This window comes from Roseovarius sp. (genome assembly GCF_018066915.1).
GTDB lineage: Bacteria > Pseudomonadota > Alphaproteobacteria > Rhodobacterales > Rhodobacteraceae > Roseovarius.
Window position 1 is genome coordinate 1 of sequence record NZ_JAGPVV010000331.1, and the last position, 18,623, is coordinate 18,623.

At 64.0% G+C, this 18,623-nt stretch carries 14 protein-coding genes and 1 tRNA gene; 8 read left to right on the forward strand and 7 right to left on the reverse strand.

Annotated features, from left to right (window positions below; all coding sequences use genetic code 11):
- Window positions 1-567: isocitrate/isopropylmalate family dehydrogenase (locus KBT70_RS18470; protein ID WP_296637652.1), on the forward strand; the 567-nt coding region annotated here is incomplete at its 5' end.
- A gap of 48 nt (window positions 568-615) precedes the next feature.
- Here KBT70_RS18470 and KBT70_RS18475 read toward each other — a convergent pair.
- The 3 genes from KBT70_RS18475 to KBT70_RS18485 all read right to left on the reverse strand — a co-directional run bounded on the left by KBT70_RS18475 (window position 616) and on the right by KBT70_RS18485 (window position 4,797).
- On the reverse strand, window positions 616-2,163 hold the full coding sequence (locus tag KBT70_RS18475) for a Na/Pi symporter (RefSeq protein WP_296637655.1): 1,548 nt from the start codon (window positions 2,161-2,163) through the stop codon (window positions 616-618).
- Window positions 2,164-2,286: 123 nt separating this feature from the next.
- On the reverse strand, window positions 2,287-3,807 hold the full coding sequence (locus KBT70_RS18480) for an aldehyde dehydrogenase family protein (RefSeq protein ID WP_296637657.1): 1,521 nt from the start codon (window positions 3,805-3,807) through the stop codon (window positions 2,287-2,289).
- A gap of 123 nt (window positions 3,808-3,930) precedes the next feature.
- Window positions 3,931-4,797 (reverse strand): GAF domain-containing protein, encoded by an 867-nt coding sequence (locus KBT70_RS18485; protein WP_296637659.1) that lies wholly within the window; start codon window positions 4,795-4,797, stop codon window positions 3,931-3,933.
- A gap of 261 nt (window positions 4,798-5,058) precedes the next feature.
- Between KBT70_RS18485 and KBT70_RS18490 the strand changes: the two genes are divergently transcribed.
- A tRNA-Pro gene (locus tag KBT70_RS18490) sits at window positions 5,059-5,135 on the forward strand.
- Window positions 5,136-5,248: 113 nt separating this feature from the next.
- On the opposite strand, the gene KBT70_RS18495 is transcribed toward KBT70_RS18490, so the two are convergent.
- From KBT70_RS18495 to KBT70_RS18505, 3 genes are all read right to left on the reverse strand, one after another.
- Window positions 5,249-7,600, reverse strand: a complete 2,352-nt coding sequence (locus KBT70_RS18495) for a DUF6851 domain-containing protein (RefSeq protein ID WP_296637661.1) — start codon at window positions 7,598-7,600, stop codon at window positions 5,249-5,251.
- A gap of 262 nt (window positions 7,601-7,862) precedes the next feature.
- On the reverse strand, window positions 7,863-10,628 hold the full coding sequence (locus KBT70_RS18500) for a [protein-PII] uridylyltransferase (protein WP_296637664.1): 2,766 nt from the start codon (window positions 10,626-10,628) through the stop codon (window positions 7,863-7,865).
- Between the two features lie 46 nt (window positions 10,629-10,674).
- Window positions 10,675-11,853 (reverse strand): penicillin-binding protein activator, encoded by a 1,179-nt coding sequence (locus KBT70_RS18505; protein WP_296637666.1) that lies wholly within the window; start codon window positions 11,851-11,853, stop codon window positions 10,675-10,677.
- An 84-nt stretch (window positions 11,854-11,937) separates the two neighbouring features.
- Here KBT70_RS18505 and rsmI point away from each other — a divergent pair, with 84 nt between their 5' ends.
- The 4 genes from rsmI to KBT70_RS18525 are packed head-to-tail and all read left to right on the forward strand — an operon-like array spanning window position 11,938 to window position 15,123.
- Entirely contained in the window at window positions 11,938-12,816 is an 879-nt protein-coding gene (gene rsmI / locus KBT70_RS18510) for a 16S rRNA (cytidine(1402)-2'-O)-methyltransferase (RefSeq protein ID WP_296637669.1), read from the forward strand.
- A 3-nt stretch (window positions 12,817-12,819) separates the two neighbouring features.
- Complete coding sequence (locus KBT70_RS18515; RefSeq protein WP_296637672.1) at window positions 12,820-13,254, forward strand: YraN family protein; 435 nt, start codon at window positions 12,820-12,822, stop codon at window positions 13,252-13,254.
- A 58-nt stretch (window positions 13,255-13,312) separates the two neighbouring features.
- Entirely contained in the window at window positions 13,313-14,248 is a 936-nt protein-coding gene (gene gshB / locus KBT70_RS18520; protein WP_296637674.1) for a glutathione synthase, read from the forward strand.
- Window positions 14,245-15,123, forward strand: a complete 879-nt coding sequence (locus KBT70_RS18525; RefSeq protein ID WP_296637677.1) for an alpha/beta hydrolase — start codon at window positions 14,245-14,247, stop codon at window positions 15,121-15,123. Before gshB ends, KBT70_RS18525 begins: the two co-directional genes overlap by 4 nt.
- Here the strand turns inward: KBT70_RS18525 and KBT70_RS18530 are convergent.
- The gene (locus KBT70_RS18530) at window positions 15,110-16,624 is read right to left on the reverse strand and encodes a YifB family Mg chelatase-like AAA ATPase (RefSeq protein ID WP_296637681.1); all 1,515 of its coding nucleotides are present in this window, start codon (window positions 16,622-16,624) and stop codon (window positions 15,110-15,112) included. The two genes, KBT70_RS18525 and KBT70_RS18530, sit on opposite strands and share 14 nt — an antisense overlap.
- Before the next feature lie 155 nt (window positions 16,625-16,779).
- Here KBT70_RS18530 and rpiA point away from each other — a divergent pair, with 155 nt between their 5' ends.
- Complete coding sequence (gene rpiA / locus KBT70_RS18535) at window positions 16,780-17,568, forward strand: ribose-5-phosphate isomerase RpiA (RefSeq protein WP_296637684.1); 789 nt, start codon at window positions 16,780-16,782, stop codon at window positions 17,566-17,568.
- A gap of 10 nt (window positions 17,569-17,578) precedes the next feature.
- Window positions 17,579-18,623: FAD-dependent oxidoreductase (locus KBT70_RS18540; protein WP_296637686.1), on the forward strand; the 1,045-nt coding region annotated here is incomplete at its 3' end.

Genomic DNA, 18,623 nt, shown 5'->3' on the forward strand with positions numbered 1-18,623 from the left:
CGCAAGCGGGGCAACCGGGTCTGTTCGATGGAAAAGGCCAATGTGATGGAATCCGGCGTGCTTTGGCGCGAGGTCGTGCAAAAGGTGCATGACGCCGATTACCCCGATGTGGAACTGAGCCATATGTATGCGGATGCAGGCGCAATGCAGCTTTGCCGCTGGCCCAAACAGTTCGACGTGATCGTGACCGACAACCTCTTTGGCGATTTGCTGTCGGATGCGGCGGCGATGCTGACCGGCTCGCTCGGCATGCTGCCTTCGGCCTCGCTCGGCCTGCCGATGGCCAATGGCCGGCCCAAGGCGCTCTATGAGCCGGTGCATGGCTCTGCCCCCGATATCGCGGGTCAGGGCAAGGCCAACCCGATCGCCTGTATCCTCAGCTTTGCCATGGCGCTGCGGTATTCGTTCGATCAGGGGGCAGAGGCGACGCGGCTGGAAAAGGCTGTGGAGCAGGTGCTGGCCGATGGTCTGCGCACCGCCGACCTCTTGGGCGAGGACGGTGTGACGCCGGTCTCGACCACGCAGATGGGCGATGCCATCGTGGCGGCGCTCGACGCGAGCCTCTGATATCAGAGAGTTTTCAGGCAAAGGCCCGTGTGACCGCACGGGCCTTTGTCATGCGACGGACTTGGCCTCTTCGGCATGCAGGGTCAGGCGCTCGGCATGTTCTGCAACGCGCCCCAGCCAACGCAGGGCATCGGTGCGATCAAAGACCTCGGACACGGATATCAGCCCCACATGTTCGCGCAAGAGCGTGCCCCGGCGAAACCGTGCCGCGCGGGTCTTGATCAGCGCCCGCAGACGCGTCAGGCGGCGCGCCTCAACCCCACGGGCAAGCGCAGAGGACAACGCCGCCACATCGCGGCGCAAGAGCGGCTCACCGCGCAGGATGTCGATACGATCCCGCTGGCCACAGCGCTCGAGCAGGCGCTGGAAATGGTCGATTTGATGCAGCAGGAGGACATAGCGCGCCTGCTCGGCCCGGCGGTCGGGGGCCATGCGCAAGCGCGAGAGATAGGCCTCGAGCGCCTTGACCGCTTCGGCCCCCTGCACCGAGACCGAGGCAAGCGCGCGCAGATCGCCCTGCGGCCCCAGCGCCTTGGCCAGCGCGGCAAAGAGCACGCCGCGCAGGCCATCCGCCACGCCCTGCGCGGCATCGAGCGCCGCCCCTTCATCCGCCAGCAGACGTGGGTCAAGCCCTTGGGCCAGAGGCACCGGGCGTTCCGGCACCAGCCGTTCCACCAGCGCGGCAAAGCGGGCGGTGAAGGGCAGGAAAACCAATGTGCCAAGAACGTTGAAGCCGGTGTGAAAGAGCACAAGGGCGGTCTGATCATCCGCGCCCAAGCCCGTGCCATGCAGAACCGGAGCCACCAGATCAAGGAGAGGAAAGGCCAGCACCGCCGTGCCGATGTTGAAGAGCAGGTTCGCCAGCGCCGTCAACCGCATCGCCCGCGCCCCGCCCAAACTCGCAAGTAGGCCGGTCACGGTCGTGCCCATGTTGAAGCCAATGACCAGCGCCGCCGCTTGGGCAAAATTGACTGACCCGGACCCGAGCAGCACCAGCACCAGCGCCATGCCCGCCGACGACGATTGAATGAGCGCCACAAGCCCCATGCCAAGTGCCACCAGCACCAGCCGCCCGCCCCACCCGTCACCAGGCAAAAGACCGGGGTGCAAAAGGGTCTCTGCCCCGGTCATGGCAGATTGCATCATGTCGAGACCGATGAACAAGAGCGCAAACCCCGAGAGCGCCCGCCCTGCCCGCGCGGCACGCCCCTGCCCAAGGAGCGAGAGCAGCGCCGCCGCGAAAAGCACCGGCAGCGCGATCACCCCGAGCTGGAGCTTGAGCCCCAGCACCATCACCAGCCAGCCGGTTATGGTCGTGCCGATATTGGCCCCGTAGAGCACTCCGATGGCCTGCGCAAAGCTGAGCAGACCGGCACCCACCGTGCCGATGGTGATGAGTGTCACGGCGGTCGAGGACTGGATCAGTGCCGTGGCCAAGGCCCCGGTGAGCACCCCGCGCAGAGGCGAGGCGGTGACGCGCGCCAAGCGGCGGCGCAGGTCAGCCCCGGCCAATTCGCGCAGCGCCGCCGTCATCAGCTCCATCCCCAAGAGGAAGAGCCCCACGCCGCCCAATGCGTTCAGGATTTGCACGATCATGCCCGGCCCCTTTTGCGCCAGATTGCACAGCGCGCAGAGAATAGCCAAGGGCCCTGCCCGCCCGGCAGGAAAAAGGCCGCCGGGGGCCTGCCCCGGCGGCGTGCACTCTTTACCCGTGAACCCTCAGAAAAACCCGAGCTTGTTGGGATTGTAGCTGACCAGCATGTTCTTGGTCTGCTGGTAGTGATCCAGCATCATCTTGTGGTTTTCGCGCCCGATGCCGGACTGTTTGTAGCCGCCAAAGGCCGCGTGGGCCGGGTAGGCGTGATAGTTGTTGACCCAGACGCGGCCCGCCTCGATGGCGCGGCCAAAGCGGTAGGCCCGTGTGCCATCGCGGGTCCAGACTCCGGCACCAAGGCCATACATCGTGTCATTGGCGATGGCGAGCGCTTCGGCTGCGTCCTTGAAGGTGGTGACAGAGACCACGGGGCCAAAGATTTCCTCTTGGAACACGCGCATCTTGTTGTGCCCCTTGAGGATGGTGGGCTGGATGTAAAAGCCGCCCGCAATCTCGCCGTTGAAGCGCGCGGCGTCGCCGCCGACCAGCACCTCGGCCCCCTCTTCCACACCGATGGTGAAGTAGGACATGATCTTGTCGAACTGTTGTTGGCTCGCCTGTGCGCCGACCATGGTGGTCATCTCGCGCGGGTCGCCCTGCTGAATGGCTTTCACGCGGGCAATGCAGCGCGCGATGAATTCCTCATAGATATCCTCTTGGATCAGCGCGCGGCTGGGGCAGGTGCAGACCTCGCCTTGATTGAAGGCAAAGAGAACAAAGCCCTCGACCGCCTTGTCGAGAAAGGCGTCATCGGCGGCCATCACATCCGAGAAAAAGATGTTGGGGGATTTGCCGCCCAGTTCCAGCGTGACGGGAATGAGGTTTTCGGTCGCGGCCTGCATGATCTTGCGGCCCGTCGCGGTCGAGCCAGTAAAGGCGATCTTGGCGATCCGGGTCGAGCGGGCGAGCGGCGAGCCGACTTCGGCCCCCATGCCGTTGACGATGTTGAGCACACCGGCGGGCAGCAGATGGGCGATGAGTTCGGCCAGAACCATGATTGCGGCGGGGGTCTGTTCCGCGGGTTTCAGCACGATGCAATTGCCTGCAGCCAAGGCCGGGGCGAGTTTCCACGCCGCCATCAAGATCGAGAAATTCCACGGGATGATCTGGCCCACGACGCCCAAGGGTTCGTTGAAATGATAGGCGACCGTGTCATTGTCGATCTCCGACATGGTGCCCTCTTGCCCGCGCAAGACGCCTGCGAAATAGCGGAAATGGTCGATGGCGAGCGGGATATCGGCGAATGTCGTCTCGCGGATCGGCTTGCCGTTGTCCCATGTCTCGGCCTGCGCCAAGAGGTCGAGATTGGCCTCGAGCACATCGGCGATCTTGAGCAGGGTGTTGGAGCGGTCAGCAGCAGAGGTGCGCCCCCACGCCTCGCGCGCGGCATGGGCGGCATCAAGTGCAAGCTCCACATCCATCGCGTCAGAGCGGGCAACTTCGCAGACCACTTCGCCGGTGATCGGCGTGATATTGTCGAAATAGCGGCCATTGACGGGGGGCACGAATGTGCCGCCGATGAAATTGTCATAGCGCGTTTTGAAGGGCGAGGCATAGCTGCCCGCGACTTGGGTCATCTCGTTCATTGGGGTTCCTCCGGTTACGCCCGGTCCTCCGCCGGGAATGACCAGATCATGCGCCCGGCCCCGGCTTGCGTCACCGGGGGGTCGGGGCGGCAGGGGGCCCACCTGTCTCAGGACTGAGACAGATCAGTGGAGGTTTTCGCCCAAGCCCAGCCGTTTCATTCGGCGATAGAGGGTGGCGCGGCCGATACCAAGCGCGCGCGCTGCCTCGGAGACATTGCCAGAAGCGCGGGCAAGAGCGCGAATCACCGCTGCCCGCTCGGCCCGTTCAAAGCCGCTGGGGCCGTCTTCGCGGCCAAAGATGTCAGAGGCGGGAATGGGGCGGATCGGCCCGATGGCCCCCAGATTGAACGCCTTGCGCGCAGCGCGGGTGGCCCCCACGACAATATCATCGGCATCGACCGCCAAGAGCATCGCCGCCTCGGTTTCGTCATGGTCGGCATAGAGGATGCGGGCGCGCGGATGGGCGGCGCGGAAATTGTCAGCCTCGATCTGGCGGGCGGTCTGGGCCACCATCGCAGCAATCAGGCGGTTGAACGCCTCGGTCTGGTCGGAGCGGGCCGAGGAGACATCAAGCGCGCCGATGATACGCCCGTCGGCGCCGTAGATGGGCGCATCCATGCAGCTCATCGCGGTGTTGCGGGCGAGAAAATGCTCGTCGCGGTGGATGATCAGGCGGCGATCCTCGGCGATGCAGGTGCCAATGCCATTGGTGCCCTCGGACGCCTCGGACCAATCGGCCCCTTGCCAGAGGCCCCAATCCTGAAAGATCGCGGCATCCCCCGGCGCGCAGCGTTGATCCAGAACAACCCCCTCGGCATCGGTCAGGAGCACGGCACAGCCGGAATGTCCGACTAGGCCGAAAAGCTGATCGAGTTTGGGCGCGGCCACTTGCAGGAATTGCGCCTGCGCCCCTTGTCGGGACGCAAGATCACTGGCCTCGATCCGCCCCGGCGCGCGGCGTTCGGCCGGGTCCAGCCCGTGCTTGAGCATCGAGCGCCGCCAAGAGGCGACAATGCGCGAGCGGGCGGGTGCAGAGGGTGACTGCGATTCCTCGAGAACCTTGTCGATATGGGTGCGATGAGGGGCGATCTGGGGGCCTCTTGCGGTCTTGGCGGTGTTGAACGGCCCCTTTAGACGCCTGCGCCCCCTGCCCTGTCAATCCGACCTTCGGACCGGTCGCAGGGTGCGGGCAAAACACCGCGAAACCCCTTGCAATGCCCCGCCACGCGGTATAATCGCCTGTCTCACGGTCGGGCTGTAGCGCAGCCTGGTAGCGCACCTGCTTCGGGAGCAGGGGGTCGGAGGTTCGAATCCTCTCAGCCCGACCAGTGACACCCCTCAGACGAACGCCGCATGAAAAAGGCCCCTCTCGGGGCCTTTGTTTTTGTGGTCCGCGTCTGTCAGGCGGTGACGGGGGGCGGCAACCGCCCCCCGCACGCGATCACAGGAACGTAAAGCTGTCGAGCGTGAGATCCGCGGCCAGCACGGCCTCAAGCAACACGTCGTTGCCATTGACGTTGAACTGCGCCCCGGCCACCGTGTCGACGATCCCCAAGGCGTCAAAGAAGCCCTGAAGCCCGTTGCCACCGTTGTCGAGGTCGTTGACGCGGATGAAGAAGCTGTCGATGCCCACCTCGAAATCGGTGATGAGATCGAAATCGCCCGCGACAAATTCGTTGAACACGAAAAGGTCCGCCCCTTCGCCGCCGGCCATTTCATCGCTGCCAGCCCCGGCATTGAGCGTATCATTGCCTGCGCCGCCGTCGATGATGTCGTCACGCCCGCCACCGGCGAGGAAATCGTCGCCGTCGCCTCCGAAGAGATCGTCATCGCCTTCGCCGCCGCCGACCTGATCATTGCCCGCGCCGCCCAGGATCGTATCCTGCCCGGTGCCGCCGCCGACGATGTCGTCCCCGTCGCCTGCATCAATGCTGTCGTTGCCAAAGCTTCCCGAGATCGAGTCGTTGTCCGCGCCACCGCTCAGCGTGTCATTGCCAGCACCCCCGCTGACCACGTCATTGCCGTCACCGCCTGCGGCGATGTCATCGCCCTGGCCTGCGCCGATCACGTCATCACCAGCCCCGCCGTCAATGGTGTCATTGCCCAGACCACCACCGATCCGGTCATTGCCCTCTTCACCCAGCACGATGTCATTGCCATCGCTGGCCGCCAGCACGTCATCGCCTGCGCCGCCTTCGATCGTGTCGTCCCCGGCCCCACCGACGACGCTGTCATTGCCAGCCCCCGCAAGGGCAAGGTCGCCATCATCGGAGAGGGTGGTGCGATCCGACCCGCCGTTTGTAAAGAGCGCGCTCCAGCGCACTTGGGCATTGGCCGCAACTTGCTCGCCCACTTCCAGACCGAACAAGTTGCCGTCCTGAATATGGATGCCGCCAAAGATGCGCGACTGTCCCGCTTCCAGTGCCGCCTCGCTCAGGGTGTTCCAACGCAGGACAATCGGATCACCGCCGTCGGCACGGTCCTCGAAGGTCAGATCAGAGGTGATGAATTCGCCGATCAGGTCCAGACCTTCGACGCCGTCGAGGTCATAGTTGCTGACGCTGGTGCCATCATAATAGACATCGCTGCCCAGATAGGCGGCCAGGGTCCGCGAAGCCGCCGCAGAAAAGGTCGAGTGACCCGAGACGAATTCCGGGAAGGGCGGTGTGGGCGCCGTCACATCCTGATAGGGCAGCCATTCTTGGCCAAGGATGGTCTGGGTGCCCTGGTTCGGACCGCCCCACGCCTGAATTTCCTGATCGAAGAAGAGATCACGAATGGCCGAATAGGGGCGAATGTAAGTATAGGTGTATTTCGCCTCCCAGGTCGCGATCCCGGCGTCGAAAATGGCGGTGCTGAGGGCAAAGAACATCTCTGCGTCCTGAGCGTTGCCATGGCCATCACGCAGCGCAAGATCCTGTGCGATCTGGAACCAGTGCCCCGGAGGCGTCTCGCCGCGCGGACCGTTGGCCCAATATTCGGCAATCAGCTTTTGCTCGTCGGTCAGGTTGGCAGAGATTTCAACCACTTCGGCGATCTGGTCGCGATAGGCCTGATCGCCAGTCGTCACATTGCCAAGCCCGTCCACATACTCGGAAAAGTCGCCCAATTGCGGCGGTGCGGGCGGACGGAACTGATCGCCCGACGTCAGGGCAAAGCCATCAACGCCGCCCCAATGCGGGGTCAAGGCATTCTGATCGTCAAAGGTGCTGGGATCGTTATTGTCGAAAATCGGAATACCGTTCGCATCCGTCAGCGTGCCATTCGGCTCGCGCAGCGGCTGCCACTGGTTGGGATCGAAATTCTCGCCACCGGGCGCGCGATCCGAGGTCGGATCAGCGGCGTTCACCGGCACGAAGCCGGTGGTATCGGCAAATCCGTTTTCGGCGTTCGAGCCATCATTGGCGCGGGCAGCAAAGACATTCTGCGCCGCCAGATTGCCAAGACCGGCCGCCGTGTCCGGATCGGTCGAGACATTGGCCGGATCATAGCCCAGTTCGACAAGGAAGGCCTCGAAATCAGCGGCTCTGCCCGGATGAAGCTGGCTCATGACCGTAAAGGCTGCATAGCTGATCGCTTCGGCGAGGTTCGCATCATTGTTTTCGAGCGAGGTCTCGATCTCGGAGTAATGGCCCGAGGCCGTCGGCGACAATGCGGCATAGGCATCGTAAATCGCCGCATTTGCAAGGTGAAGTTGGTAGGTGGTTGGGGTCGGGGCTGGCCCGCCCTCGCGGATCACTTCGAGCTGAAGTTCATTCCACTGGGCGACAACGGATTGTTGAATGGGTTCCATAAATTCTTCCTGTTGGTCAAAAGAGATCCGCCACCGTTCACGTAAATTAACGGTGAATCACGTTTGCGTGTAAACTTGATTCAGATCAAGGATTTTAAAAAAAATCTCGCGAACTGAGACCGACTGTCCCGGTTTCGTGCACAGACTCAGGGCGTATTCGAGAGGGAAAACAACTTGTAAAAGCGCCCGCACAACGCTGCGCGACGCTAAGTTGTGCAGCCGGGTTTTACGGTCTGCGGTTGCGCGAAAAGGCCAAAGCCCCTCACGCCGAAGCGCGTTCGACGCCTTCCGCGATGGCCGCGCGCAGTTTGCGTTCAAGGGCGGCGCGTTTGCTTTCGGAGTGGAATTTCAGCCCGAACATGTCCTTGACGTAAAACGTATCGACCACCTGTTCGCCAAAGGTCGCGATCACGGCCGAGGCGATATAGACGTTGTTGGCCGCCAAGGTCCGCGTGAGATCATAGAGCAGGCCGGGGCGGTCGCGGGTATCCACCTCGATGATCGTGTAGATTTCCGAGCCATCGTTATCAAAGGTGATATGTGTGGGCACGCGAAAGGCACGTTCGCGTTTCTTGAGCTTGTCGCGGGATTTGATCGCCTCGCGCGGGACCACTTCGCCCTTGAGCGTCTTTTGGATCATGCTGCGCAGGCGCGGCAGGCGGTCGGCCTCGAACGGATGCCCATCGGCGTCCTGTATCCAGAAAACGGCCGTGGCAAAGCCGTCCTTGGAGGTATAGGTGCGCGCATCCACCACATTGGCACCGACCAGAGCAAGTGCGCCAGCAAGCCGCGAAAAGATGCCCGGATGATCGGCCAGTGCGAAACAGGCACGGGTCGCGTCGCGGTCCTCGTCAATCGCCAGATCAATGGCAATCTCATCCTCGTGCAGATTGTGCAGAAGGCGGGCAAAGACCACATGCGCGGTGACATGCAGCCCCTGCCAATAGGGCGGATAATGGCGCGAGGTCTCGTGCTTGAGATCCTTGGGGTCCCAGCCCGGCAGCGCCTCGCGCAGGTTGCGCTTGGCATCCGAGCCGCGCTGTTCGCGGTTGAGATCCTCGAGCCCGCCTTCCATGGCGCGGCGGGTCTGGCGGTAGAGCGCGCGCAAGAGCGAGGCCTTCCAGTTGTTCCAGGTGCCGGGGCCCACGCCACGAATGTCACAGACGGTGAGCAGCAAGAGGAGGTCCAGACGCTCGCGGGTCTGCACCGCCTTGGCGAAATCGCGCACGGTGCGCGGATCGGCAATATCGCGTTTCTGCGCCATGTCGGACATGAGTAGATGATAGCGCACCAGCCATTCCACGGTGTCCACCTCGCGCGGTTTCAACCCCAGACGCGGCCCGACACGGCGGGCGATGCGGGCGCCCAAGATGGCGTGATCCTCTTCGCGCCCCTTGCCGATGTCATGCAGCAAGAGCGCCACATAGAGCACGCGGCGGTTGATCCCCTCTTTGAGAATGGAGGAAGAGACCGGCAATTCCTCGATCAATTCGCGCCGTTCGATCTGGGCCAAGTGGCTGATACATTGGATGATATGCTCGTCCACCGTGTAGTGGTGATACATGTTGAACTGCATCATCGCCACGATGGGTTCAAATTCGGGAATAAAGGCCGAGAGCACGCCCAACTCGTTCATCCGCCGCAGCGCGCGTTCGGGATTGCCGTGTTTCAGCAGGAGGTCGAGAAAGAGTTTCTGCGCCGCCGGATCATTGCGCATGCGCTCGTCGATCAGCCGGATATTGGCCGACACAAGCAGCATCGCATCGGGATGGATCAAGAGCCCGGTGCGCAACGCCTCTTCAAACAGGCGCAAGAGGTTGAGCGAATCGGTGAGAAACCCCTTGGGATCGGCGATACCAAGGCGGCCATGCACCTCGACATAGCCCTCTTTCAGCGTCTTGCGGCGGCGCAAGAGGCGCTGCAAGAGCGGTTCGGACTTGATCTGCGTCGCCTCGAGCTTGGTCAGGAATATCCGCGTGAGATCGCCCACAGACGTGGCGTGGCGGAAATAATCCTGCATGAAAATCTCGACCCCGCGCCGGGCGGCGGTATCCTTGTAGCCCATGCGCTGCGCCACCTCGACCTGCATGTCAAAGGTCAACTGGTCATTGGGTCGCCCGATGATCAGGTGCAGATGACAGCGCACCGCCCAGAGGAAATTCTCGGCCTTGGCAAAGGTGGCGAATTCCTCGGGCGTGAACATGCCCAAGGCCACGAGTTCGCTCACATCGCGGACGCGGTGCAGATATTTGGCGATCCAGAACAGCGATTGCAGGTCGCGCAGGCCGCCCTTGCCCTCTTTGACATTGGGCTCGACCATATAGCGCTCGCCCTGCTTTTCGTGGCGGGCGTCGCGTTCCGCCAGCTTGGCCTCGGTAAAGGCGCGCTCGGTGCCCTTGAAGAGGTCATTCCAGAGGCGATGATTGAGTTTCTCGGCCAGGTCCTCTTCGCCCGCGAGAAAGCGGTTTTCCAAGAGCGCGGTGCGGATCGTGTAATCCTCTCCGCCCAAACGCAGGCAGTCGCGGATGGTGCGGCTGGCATGCCCGACCTTGAGCCGCAAATCCCAGAGCATGTAGAGCATCGATTCAATCACGCTCTCAGCCCAGGGGGTGATCTTGTAGGGCGTGAGGAACAGCAGATCGACATCGGAATGCGGCGCCATCTCGCCCCGGCCATAGCCGCCCACGGCAAAGACCGCGATGCGCTCGGCCTCGGTCGGGTTGGGCAGCGGGTGCATCACGCGGGTGGCCACGTCGAGCGTGGTCAGGATCACGCAATCGGTCAGCCAGCAATAGGACCGAGTGGTGGCGCGCGCGGCAAAGGGTTGCGCCGCCAGCCCCTCGGCAATCGCGGCGCGGCCTTGGGCGATGCGGGCATTCAGGCAGGTCACAACCGCACGGCGGAGCGCGCCCATGTCCGGCCCAGCCTCTGCCACGGCCTGCGCGATGTCTGCCGCGACGGCAGGGATGTCAAAAATCGTCTCGGCGGGACAGATCAGATCGTCCCGCGCGGCAAGGCGGGTCATCATGGCAGGGGCTTTGCACCCCTGTCATGCGCTGTGCTGCGGGCGCGGCTCAAAATCCGGCCCCGCCAAAGCTCTGGGGCGCGGGCGAGAGAATGGTCACACGCTTGTCGCGGATCGTGGCCACGGCCAGACCCCGCTCATTGCTGCCATCGGGACGAAAGCGAAAGACGCCGCTCACGCCCTGAAACCCGGCGGATTGGGTGAGTGCCGCGCGCCCCAGCGCCTCGCGGTTGCCGGATTTCACCAGCGCGCCCACGGCGGCGATGCCGTCATAGGCAAGGCTTGCGATGGGATGCGGCGCGTTGCCATAGGCGGCGCTGAAACGCTGGGTGAACTGATTGGCGCGGGCCGGGTCCGGCAGGGCGAACCAGCCACCCTGAACCCCCGGCAGATCGAGCGTTTGCGGCGGCGTATCCCAACGCGAGAGCCCGATATATTGCACCCGGTCGGGGCCAAGCCCGTTTTCGGGCAGCATCTGGGTAAAGAGCGGCAGCGCCCCGGCGGAATTGGCGGTCAGGAAAATCGCATCGGCGGCATTGGTCTCGGCGGCGGTCTTGATCTTGGGAATGGCGTCGATCACGCCCTCTTGCGAGAATTCATAGCCGACGCTGCCCGCCAGTGTCGCGCCATTGTCGCGCACCGCCTGCTCGATCGCCGCGCGCCCCAATTGCCCCGCGAGATTGTCGGAATAGACCGCCATGATGCGCGATTTCTTCTGACGGGTGGCGAAATCCGCAAGCCGGTTGGCAGTGGTCTGGAAGGTCTGCCCGAGGATAAAGAGATTGCCGCCCGCGATGGTCGGGTTGTTGGAAAAGGCCAGCACGTTGATGTTGCGCGGGGCCATGGCGACCGCCACGGCATTGGCCGATTCGGCGTGGAGCGGCCCGATGATGATGCGCGCACCGTCTGCGGCGGCGTTGAGTGCGGCCTGCTGCGCCTGCTGCGCTTGCCCTGCGGTGCCATAGACTCGCAGGTCGATCTGCACTCCGGCAAGGTCCGACACGGCAAGCCGCGCGGCGTTTTCGAGATCACGCGCCAACTGCGCCTCTTGGGCGTCACCGCTGCCATGCGGAACCAGAAGCGCCACTGGAACTGGCCCCGACGGGGCTGTCCCGCTCCCGCCCGGTGTGGCCACCGACACCGGCTGACAAGCCGCGAGAAGGAGGGCGGCAAGGATGACGAAAGGCCGGGCGAACGACTTGCGGATGATGTGTAAAACGGCGAACATGCGTATCTCTCACTCCCTTGTTGCGCTTTGCCCTTGGCCAGACGCGATTGCGGACAATCATAACGGTCATACGGAGCGGGTCCAGTGGTGAATCCCAAACAGCAGAAACTGGCCGGTGGGCTCTATCTGATTGCCACCCCCATCGGGGCCGCGCGCGACATCACGCTGCGCGCGCTCGATATCCTGGCCTCGGCGGATGTGTTGGCGGCCGAAGACACGCGGAGCCTGCGGCGGCTGATGGAAATCCACGGCGTGTCCTTGGGCGAGCGCCCGCTCTGGCCCTATCATGATCACAATGGCGCGCAGATGCGGCCCCGGATTCTGGCGGCGCTCGAGGCCGGGCAATCGGTGGTCTATGCCTCGGAGGCCGGCACGCCGATGGTGGCGGACCCCGGATTTGATCTGGGCCGCGCGGCGGTGGCGGCGGGGTATGACCTTGTTTCGGCTCCAGGCCCCTCGGCGGTGATCACGGCGCTGACGCTGGCAGGGTTGCCCACGGATCGCTTTCTCTTTGCGGGCTTCCTGCCCAACACCGCCTCCAAGCGCAAGGCGGTGCTCCGGGAACTGGCGGGCGTGCCCGCGACGCTGGTGTTCTACGAATCACCCAAGCGGGTGGCGGCGATGCTGCGCGACGCGGCCGAAGTGCTGGGGGCTGCGCGCGCGGCGGCGGTTTGCCGTGAATTGACCAAGAAATTCGAAGAGGTCCGGCGCGGCACGCTGGAGGAATTGGCCCAGATCTGGGCCGATGCGCCACCGAAAGGCGAAATTGTCGTGATTATTGATCGCGGCGGTTCGGTGAAAATTAAGGAAGATGATTTAGACCATATGGTGCTGGAGGCGCTGAAGGGGCACTCTGTGCGCGATGCGGCGGATCTTGTGGCGGCGAACACGGGCACGCCGCGGCGCGAGGTCTATCAACGGGCGCTCTTTCTGGCAAAGGGCGGGCAAACAGAGGCGGAGTAAGAGATGCGGCAACTGGCGTTTGATTTCGAGGCCGCTGGCGGGACGGCGATTGTGGTGCCGCCCGATCTCTTGCGCCGTCAGGACCGGGGGCGGCGGGCCTATCTCTCGGGTCAGGCGGCGGAGGCGGGCGTGTTGCGCGCCTATGAACGGCGCGGGGCTACGCTCTTGCATCAGCGCTGGCGCGGTCAAAGCGGCGAGATCGACATGATCCTGCGCGCGCCTGATACTTATGTCTTTTGCGAGGTCAAACAGGCGGCCAGCTTTGACTTGGCCATCGAGCGGCTGCATCAGGGCCAGATGCGGCGGATTCATGCGGCGGCTTCGGAATATCTTGGCCTCTTGCCCGAGGGGCAATTGGCCCCTGTCCGGTTCGATCTGGGGATCGTGGATGGGCGGGGGGACGTGCGCATTCTCGAGAATGCCTTTGGTCATTTCTGAATTGCGCGCCCCGCGCTCTTGCCGCATGTAGGCAGGAGACGGTGAAAAGGGGCAGGATATGAAAATCGCTTTTCAGATGGACCCGATCGGGCCGATCAATATCAACGGGGACAGCACCTTTCGCCTCGCGGAAGAGGCGCAGGCGCGGGGGTATGAGCTGTTTTACTACACGCCCGACCGGCTGGCCTTTGACGAGGGTCGGGTGACGGCACGCGGCTGGCCCCTGACGGTGCAGCGGGTGCAGGGCGATCATTTCCGGCTGGGTGCGGAGCAGACGGTCGATCTGAGCACCTTCGATGTGGTCTGGCTGCGGCAGGACCCGCCGTTTGACATGTTCTACATCACCACGACCCATATCCTGCAACGGTTGAGTCCCGGCACGCTGGTGGCGAATGATCCCTTCTGGGTGCGCAACTATCCGGAAAAGCTGCTCATCCTCGATTTCCCACAGCTCATGCCGCCCACGGCGATTGCCCGCGATCTGGCCACGATCCGCGCCTTTCGGGCGCGGCATGGCGATGTGATCCTCAAGCCGCTTTATGGCAATGGCGGCGCGGGCGTGTTCCACCTGCCCGAGAGCGACCGCAATCTGGCCAGCCTGCACGAGATGTTCACCGGGTTCAGCCGCGAGCCGCTGATTGTCCAGAAATACCTGCCCGCCGTGAGCAAGGGCGACAAACGGGTGATTCTGGTGGATGGCGACCCAATCGGGGCGATCAACCGCGTGCCCGCCACGGGCGAAACGCGCTCCAACATGCATGTGGGCGGGCGGGCCGAGAAGGTCGAGCTGACCGCGCGCGACCGCGAGATTTGCGCCACCATCGGGCCACTCCTGCGCGAGAAGGGGCAGATTTTCGTGGGCATCGACGTGATCGGCGATTACCTCACGGAGATCAACGTGACCTCGCCCACCGGCCTGCAAGAGCTGGAGCGGTTTGACGGCACCAATGGTGCGGGGCTGATCTGGGATGCGATCGAGGCGCGGCGGCGGTGAGCTGGCAGCTTCGCCTCTTGAACCGCCACCTGCGCTGGTTCGAGAAGCCGGCGCTGGCGCGCCATGACAAGGACCGCCTCCGGCGGTCCTTTGCGATCAAATCCCGGCTCTATTTCCATGCCCCCCTTGGCACGTCGTTTGAACGCGCCAGCCTTGGCGGGGTGCCGGTGCAATGGGCGCGAGCCCGTGGTGCGCGGCCTGCGCCCGTGATCCTCTATTTCCATGGCGGGGCCTATGTCTTTGGCACCTCGACCACGCATCGGGCGATGCTGGCCAAGCTGTCGGCGCTGACTGGCCTGCCCGCCTGCCTGCCCGATTACCGGCTGGCACCCGAGCATCCCTTTCCGGCGCAGATCACCGATGCGCTGGCCTCATACCGCGCGCTCCGGGCGACGCATGAGGTGATCCTTGGCGGCGATAGTGCGGGCGGCGGGCTGGCGCTGGCGCTCTTGCACGAGATTTTGGCGCAGGGCCTCGCCCCGCCTTTGGGCGTCTTTGCCTTTTCGCCCCTCACCGATGTGACCTATTCCGGCGCGTCCGTCACCGAGAATGCCGCGCGCGATTGCGTGCTGTCAGCCACCCGGATCGGCGAAATGCTGGAGATGTTTCTGGGCACCCATGACCCGCGCGATCCGCGCGCCTCGCCACTCTTTGGCCAGTTCACCGGCGCGCCGCCTGTGTGGATGACCGTGGGCGATACCGAAATCCTGCGCGACGATACGCTCCGGATGCAGGCCGCGCTGGTGGCGCAGGGGGTGCAGAGCACGACGACCGTCAAGCCCGATCATCCGCATGTCTGGCCCATTTTTCACAATGTCCTGCCCGAGGCGGGCGAAACCCTGCGCGATCTGGCGGGGTGGATCAGGTCTCTTTGACCCCGGCGATGCGAAAGCTGACCGCCTCGGCCACATGCGGCAGGCGGACCCCCTCGGAACAGTCTAGATCGGCGATGGTGCGCGCCACGCGCAAGACCCGGTGATAGCCGCGCGCCGTGAGACCAAAGCGGCTGGCGACGCGCGTGACAAGGGCGCGCCCCTCGGCATCGGGCGTGGCGATATCATCGAGCACCGCCCCTTCGGCATCAGCGTTGAGACGCATATGGGCGTGGCCCGCAAAGCGCGCCGCCTGCACCGCCCGCGCCCCCGCCACGCGCTCCGCAACCGTGGCCGAGGCATCGCCAGAGGCCGGCAGATCGAGATCGGTAAAGGCCACGGGCGGCACCTCGATCCGCAAATCAAAGCGGTCCATCAGCGGGCCGGAAATGCGCCCGATATAATCCTCGCCGCAATTGGGCGCGCGGGAACAGGCGCGGTTCGGGTCCGAGAGATAGCCGCATTTGCAGGGGTTGGCGGCGGCGATCAGCATGAAACGGCAGGGATATTTCACATGCGCATTGGCGCGGGCGACCATCACCTCGCCGCTCTCGATGGGTTGGCGCAGGGTTTCGAGCACGGTGCGGGGAAATTCGGGAAACTCATCCATGAAGAGCACGCCATTATGCGCAAGGCTGATTTCCCCCGGCTTGGCGCTGCGCCCGCCGCCGACGATGGCGGCCATCGAGGCGGTGTGATGCGGCTCGCGAAAGGGGCGGGCGCGGTTGATGCCCCCCTCGGACAAGAGCCCGGCAAGCGAATGGATCATCGAGGTCTCCAATGCCTCGGGGGCCGAGAGCGGCGGCATAATGCCGGGCAGGCGCGCGGCCAGCATGGATTTGCCGGAACCGGGCGTGCCGATCATGATCAGGTGGTGGCGGCCTGCAGCGGCAATTTCAAGCGCGCGTTTGGCGCGTTCCTGTCCCTTGACGTCGCGCAGGTCGCGGCCCTGTGGCGGTGCGATCACCTCGCCGGGGTCAGAGGCGGGGATGGGGGCCTGTCCAGTGTAGTGGCGCACCACATCCGCCAGCGACGCAGCGGCGATCACCTGCACCGCGCCCACCCAGGCCGCCTCGGGACCGCAGGCCTTGGGGCAGAGCAGGATGCGGTTTTCCTCGGCGGCGGCCATGGCGGCGGGCAGCGCGCCGATGACCGGCACCAGCGTGCCGTCGAGCGACAATTCCCCGAGCGCCGTCGTGCCCTCGGCGGCGTCATGCGGGATGATTTCGAGCGCCGCCAAGAGGGCGAGCGCGATGGGCAGGTCAAAATGGCTGCCCTCTTTCGGCATGTCGGCGGGCGAGAGGTTGATGGTGATGCGCCGCGACGGCAGGGCGATGGCCATGGCCGAGAGCGCCGCGCGCACCCGGTCGCGCGCCTCGGACACCGCCTTGTCGGGCAGGCCCACGAGGGAAAAGGCGGGCACGCCCGGTGTGATGGCGCATTGCACCTCGACGGGCTTGGCCTCGACCCCCTCAAAGGCCACGGTATAGGCGCGCGCGACCATGCGGTCCCCTATTCTTCAAACAAGGTTAATGCGTAGCGCGGCAGGGGTTTAGGAATGGTTAACGCCTGTCCGGCTGCGGGCTCTGGCGAATTCGGTCTCGCACCTGCGCGGCAAGTCTCTTATAACCCCTGCGAAACAGTCGGGGAGTCGCTGCCATGACCGGAGAATTGTCGCCGATCGACAAGGCCAAGTTCGTTGCCGCCAAGCGGTCGGTAGATTTCGTCGAGGACGGAATGCGCGTGGGCCTTGGCACCGGATCGACGGCCGCCTGGATGGTGCGCTGTCTGGGCGAAATGGTGCGCGAAGGCGGCTTGCGGATTCGCGGCGTGCCGACATCGACGCGCACAGCGGAATTGGCCCGAGAAGTCGGCATTGAGGTCATCAGCCTTGACGAGGCCAAGTGGCTCGACCTGACCATCGACGGCGCGGATGAGTTCGACAGCAATCTCAACCTGATCAAGGGCGGCGGCGGCGCGCTTTTGCAGGAAAAGATCGTGGCGACAGCCTCTGACCAGATGATCGTGATCGCCGATGTCGGCAAGGAGGTCGAGACGCTGGGTGCCTTCCCGCTGCCGGTCGAGGTGATCCCCTTTGGCTGGCAGACCACGAAATCGCTGGTCGAGGAACTCTTGATCAACATGGATGTGCTGGGCCGCGATGCCACGCTGCGGATGAACGGCGCGCGCCCCTTTATCACCGACGAAGGCAATTATATTCTCGACCTGCATCTCGGCCGGATCGGTGCCGCGCATCAACTCTCAATGGCGCTCAACCAGATGCCGGGGGTGGTGGAGAACGGGCTTTTCCTTGATATCTGCGATGTGGTCATTCTGGGCTATGGCGATGGCCGGGTGGAAACCCGCGACATCAACGAGGGCACGGTCGAAGAAGACCGGCTCGATTTTGTCGAGACCGACAATCTCTTTCGCGACCTGACGGATTGAGGGGACATTGATGTCATTCGACTACGATCTTTTCGTGATCGGCGGCGGCTCTGGCGGGGTGCGCGCGGCACGGGTCGCGGCACAGGGCGGCGCACGCGTGGCCCTCGCGGAAGAGGACCGCTATGGCGGCACCTGCGTCATTCGCGGCTGTGTGCCGAAAAAACTGATGGTCTTTGCCTCGGAATATCGCGGGGCGATGGCCGATGCGCAGGCCTATGGCTGGACGGTGCATGCAGGCGGGTTCGATTGGGTCACGTTCCGGGACAAGCTGCATGCCGAGCTCGATCGGCTCGAAGGGGTCTATCGCGGGATACTCAAGAATAACGGGGTCGAGACCTATGACAGCCGGGCGCGGCTGGTTGATCCGCACACCGTGGAATTGGCCGATGGCACACGGCGGAGCGCCAAGCATATCCTCATCGCCACCGGCGGGCGGCCTTTCAAACCCGATCTGCCGGGGGCGGAGCATGCGATCACCAGCAATGATATCTTTCACCTGGAGCGTTTGCCCAAGTCGATGCTGATCATCGGCGGTGGCTATATCGCCTGTGAATTCGCCTGTATCCTCAATGGTTTGGGGGTCAGGGTCACGCAATTCTATCGCGGCGCGCAGATCCTGCGCGGCTTTGACGACGAGGCGCGCGGGCTGGTTTCGGACGAGATGATCGCCTCGGGGATCACCCTGCATTTGGGCACCAATATCGAAACGATGGAAAAGGTCGACGGCGGCTACCGCGTGACCGGCACCAACGGCAGCGAGGCGGTGTTTGAAGAGGTGATGTTCGCCACCGGACGCGCACCCAACACCGAGGATCTGGGGCTAGAGGACGCAGGCATTGCCGTGGGCCGCAAGGGCGAGATTGTCGTGGACCGCTACAGCCAGACCGGCGTGCCGTCGGTCTATGCGATTGGCGATGTGACCGACCGTGTCAACCTCACGCCGGTGGCCATCCGCGAAGGCATGGCCTTTGTCGAGACGGTGTTCAACGGCAACCCGACGCCGGTCGATCACGATCTCATCGCCACGGCGATCTTTACCCAACCCGAAATCGGCA

Coding starts and splice junctions, on each gene's coding strand:
- KBT70_RS18480 (WP_296637657.1), bottom strand. CDS start 3,807: ATGAACGAGATGACCCAAGTCGCGGGCAGCTATGCCTCGCCCTTCAAA.
- rpiA (WP_296637684.1), top strand. CDS start 16,780: ATGACCGGAGAATTGTCGCCGATCGACAAGGCCAAGTTCGTTGCCGCC.
- KBT70_RS18495 (WP_296637661.1), bottom strand. CDS start 7,600: ATGGAACCCATTCAACAATCCGTTGTCGCCCAGTGGAATGAACTTCAG.
- KBT70_RS18485 (WP_296637659.1), bottom strand. CDS start 4,797: ATGCTCAAGCACGGGCTGGACCCGGCCGAACGCCGCGCGCCGGGGCGG.
- KBT70_RS18500 (WP_296637664.1), bottom strand. CDS start 10,628: ATGATGACCCGCCTTGCCGCGCGGGACGATCTGATCTGTCCCGCCGAG.
- KBT70_RS18515 (WP_296637672.1), top strand. CDS start 12,820: ATGCGGCAACTGGCGTTTGATTTCGAGGCCGCTGGCGGGACGGCGATT.
- KBT70_RS18505 (WP_296637666.1), bottom strand. CDS start 11,853: ATGTTCGCCGTTTTACACATCATCCGCAAGTCGTTCGCCCGGCCTTTC.
- KBT70_RS18475 (WP_296637655.1), bottom strand. CDS start 2,163: ATGATCGTGCAAATCCTGAACGCATTGGGCGGCGTGGGGCTCTTCCTC.
- gshB (WP_296637674.1), top strand. CDS start 13,313: ATGAAAATCGCTTTTCAGATGGACCCGATCGGGCCGATCAATATCAAC.
- KBT70_RS18530 (WP_296637681.1), bottom strand. CDS start 16,624: ATGGTCGCGCGCGCCTATACCGTGGCCTTTGAGGGGGTCGAGGCCAAG.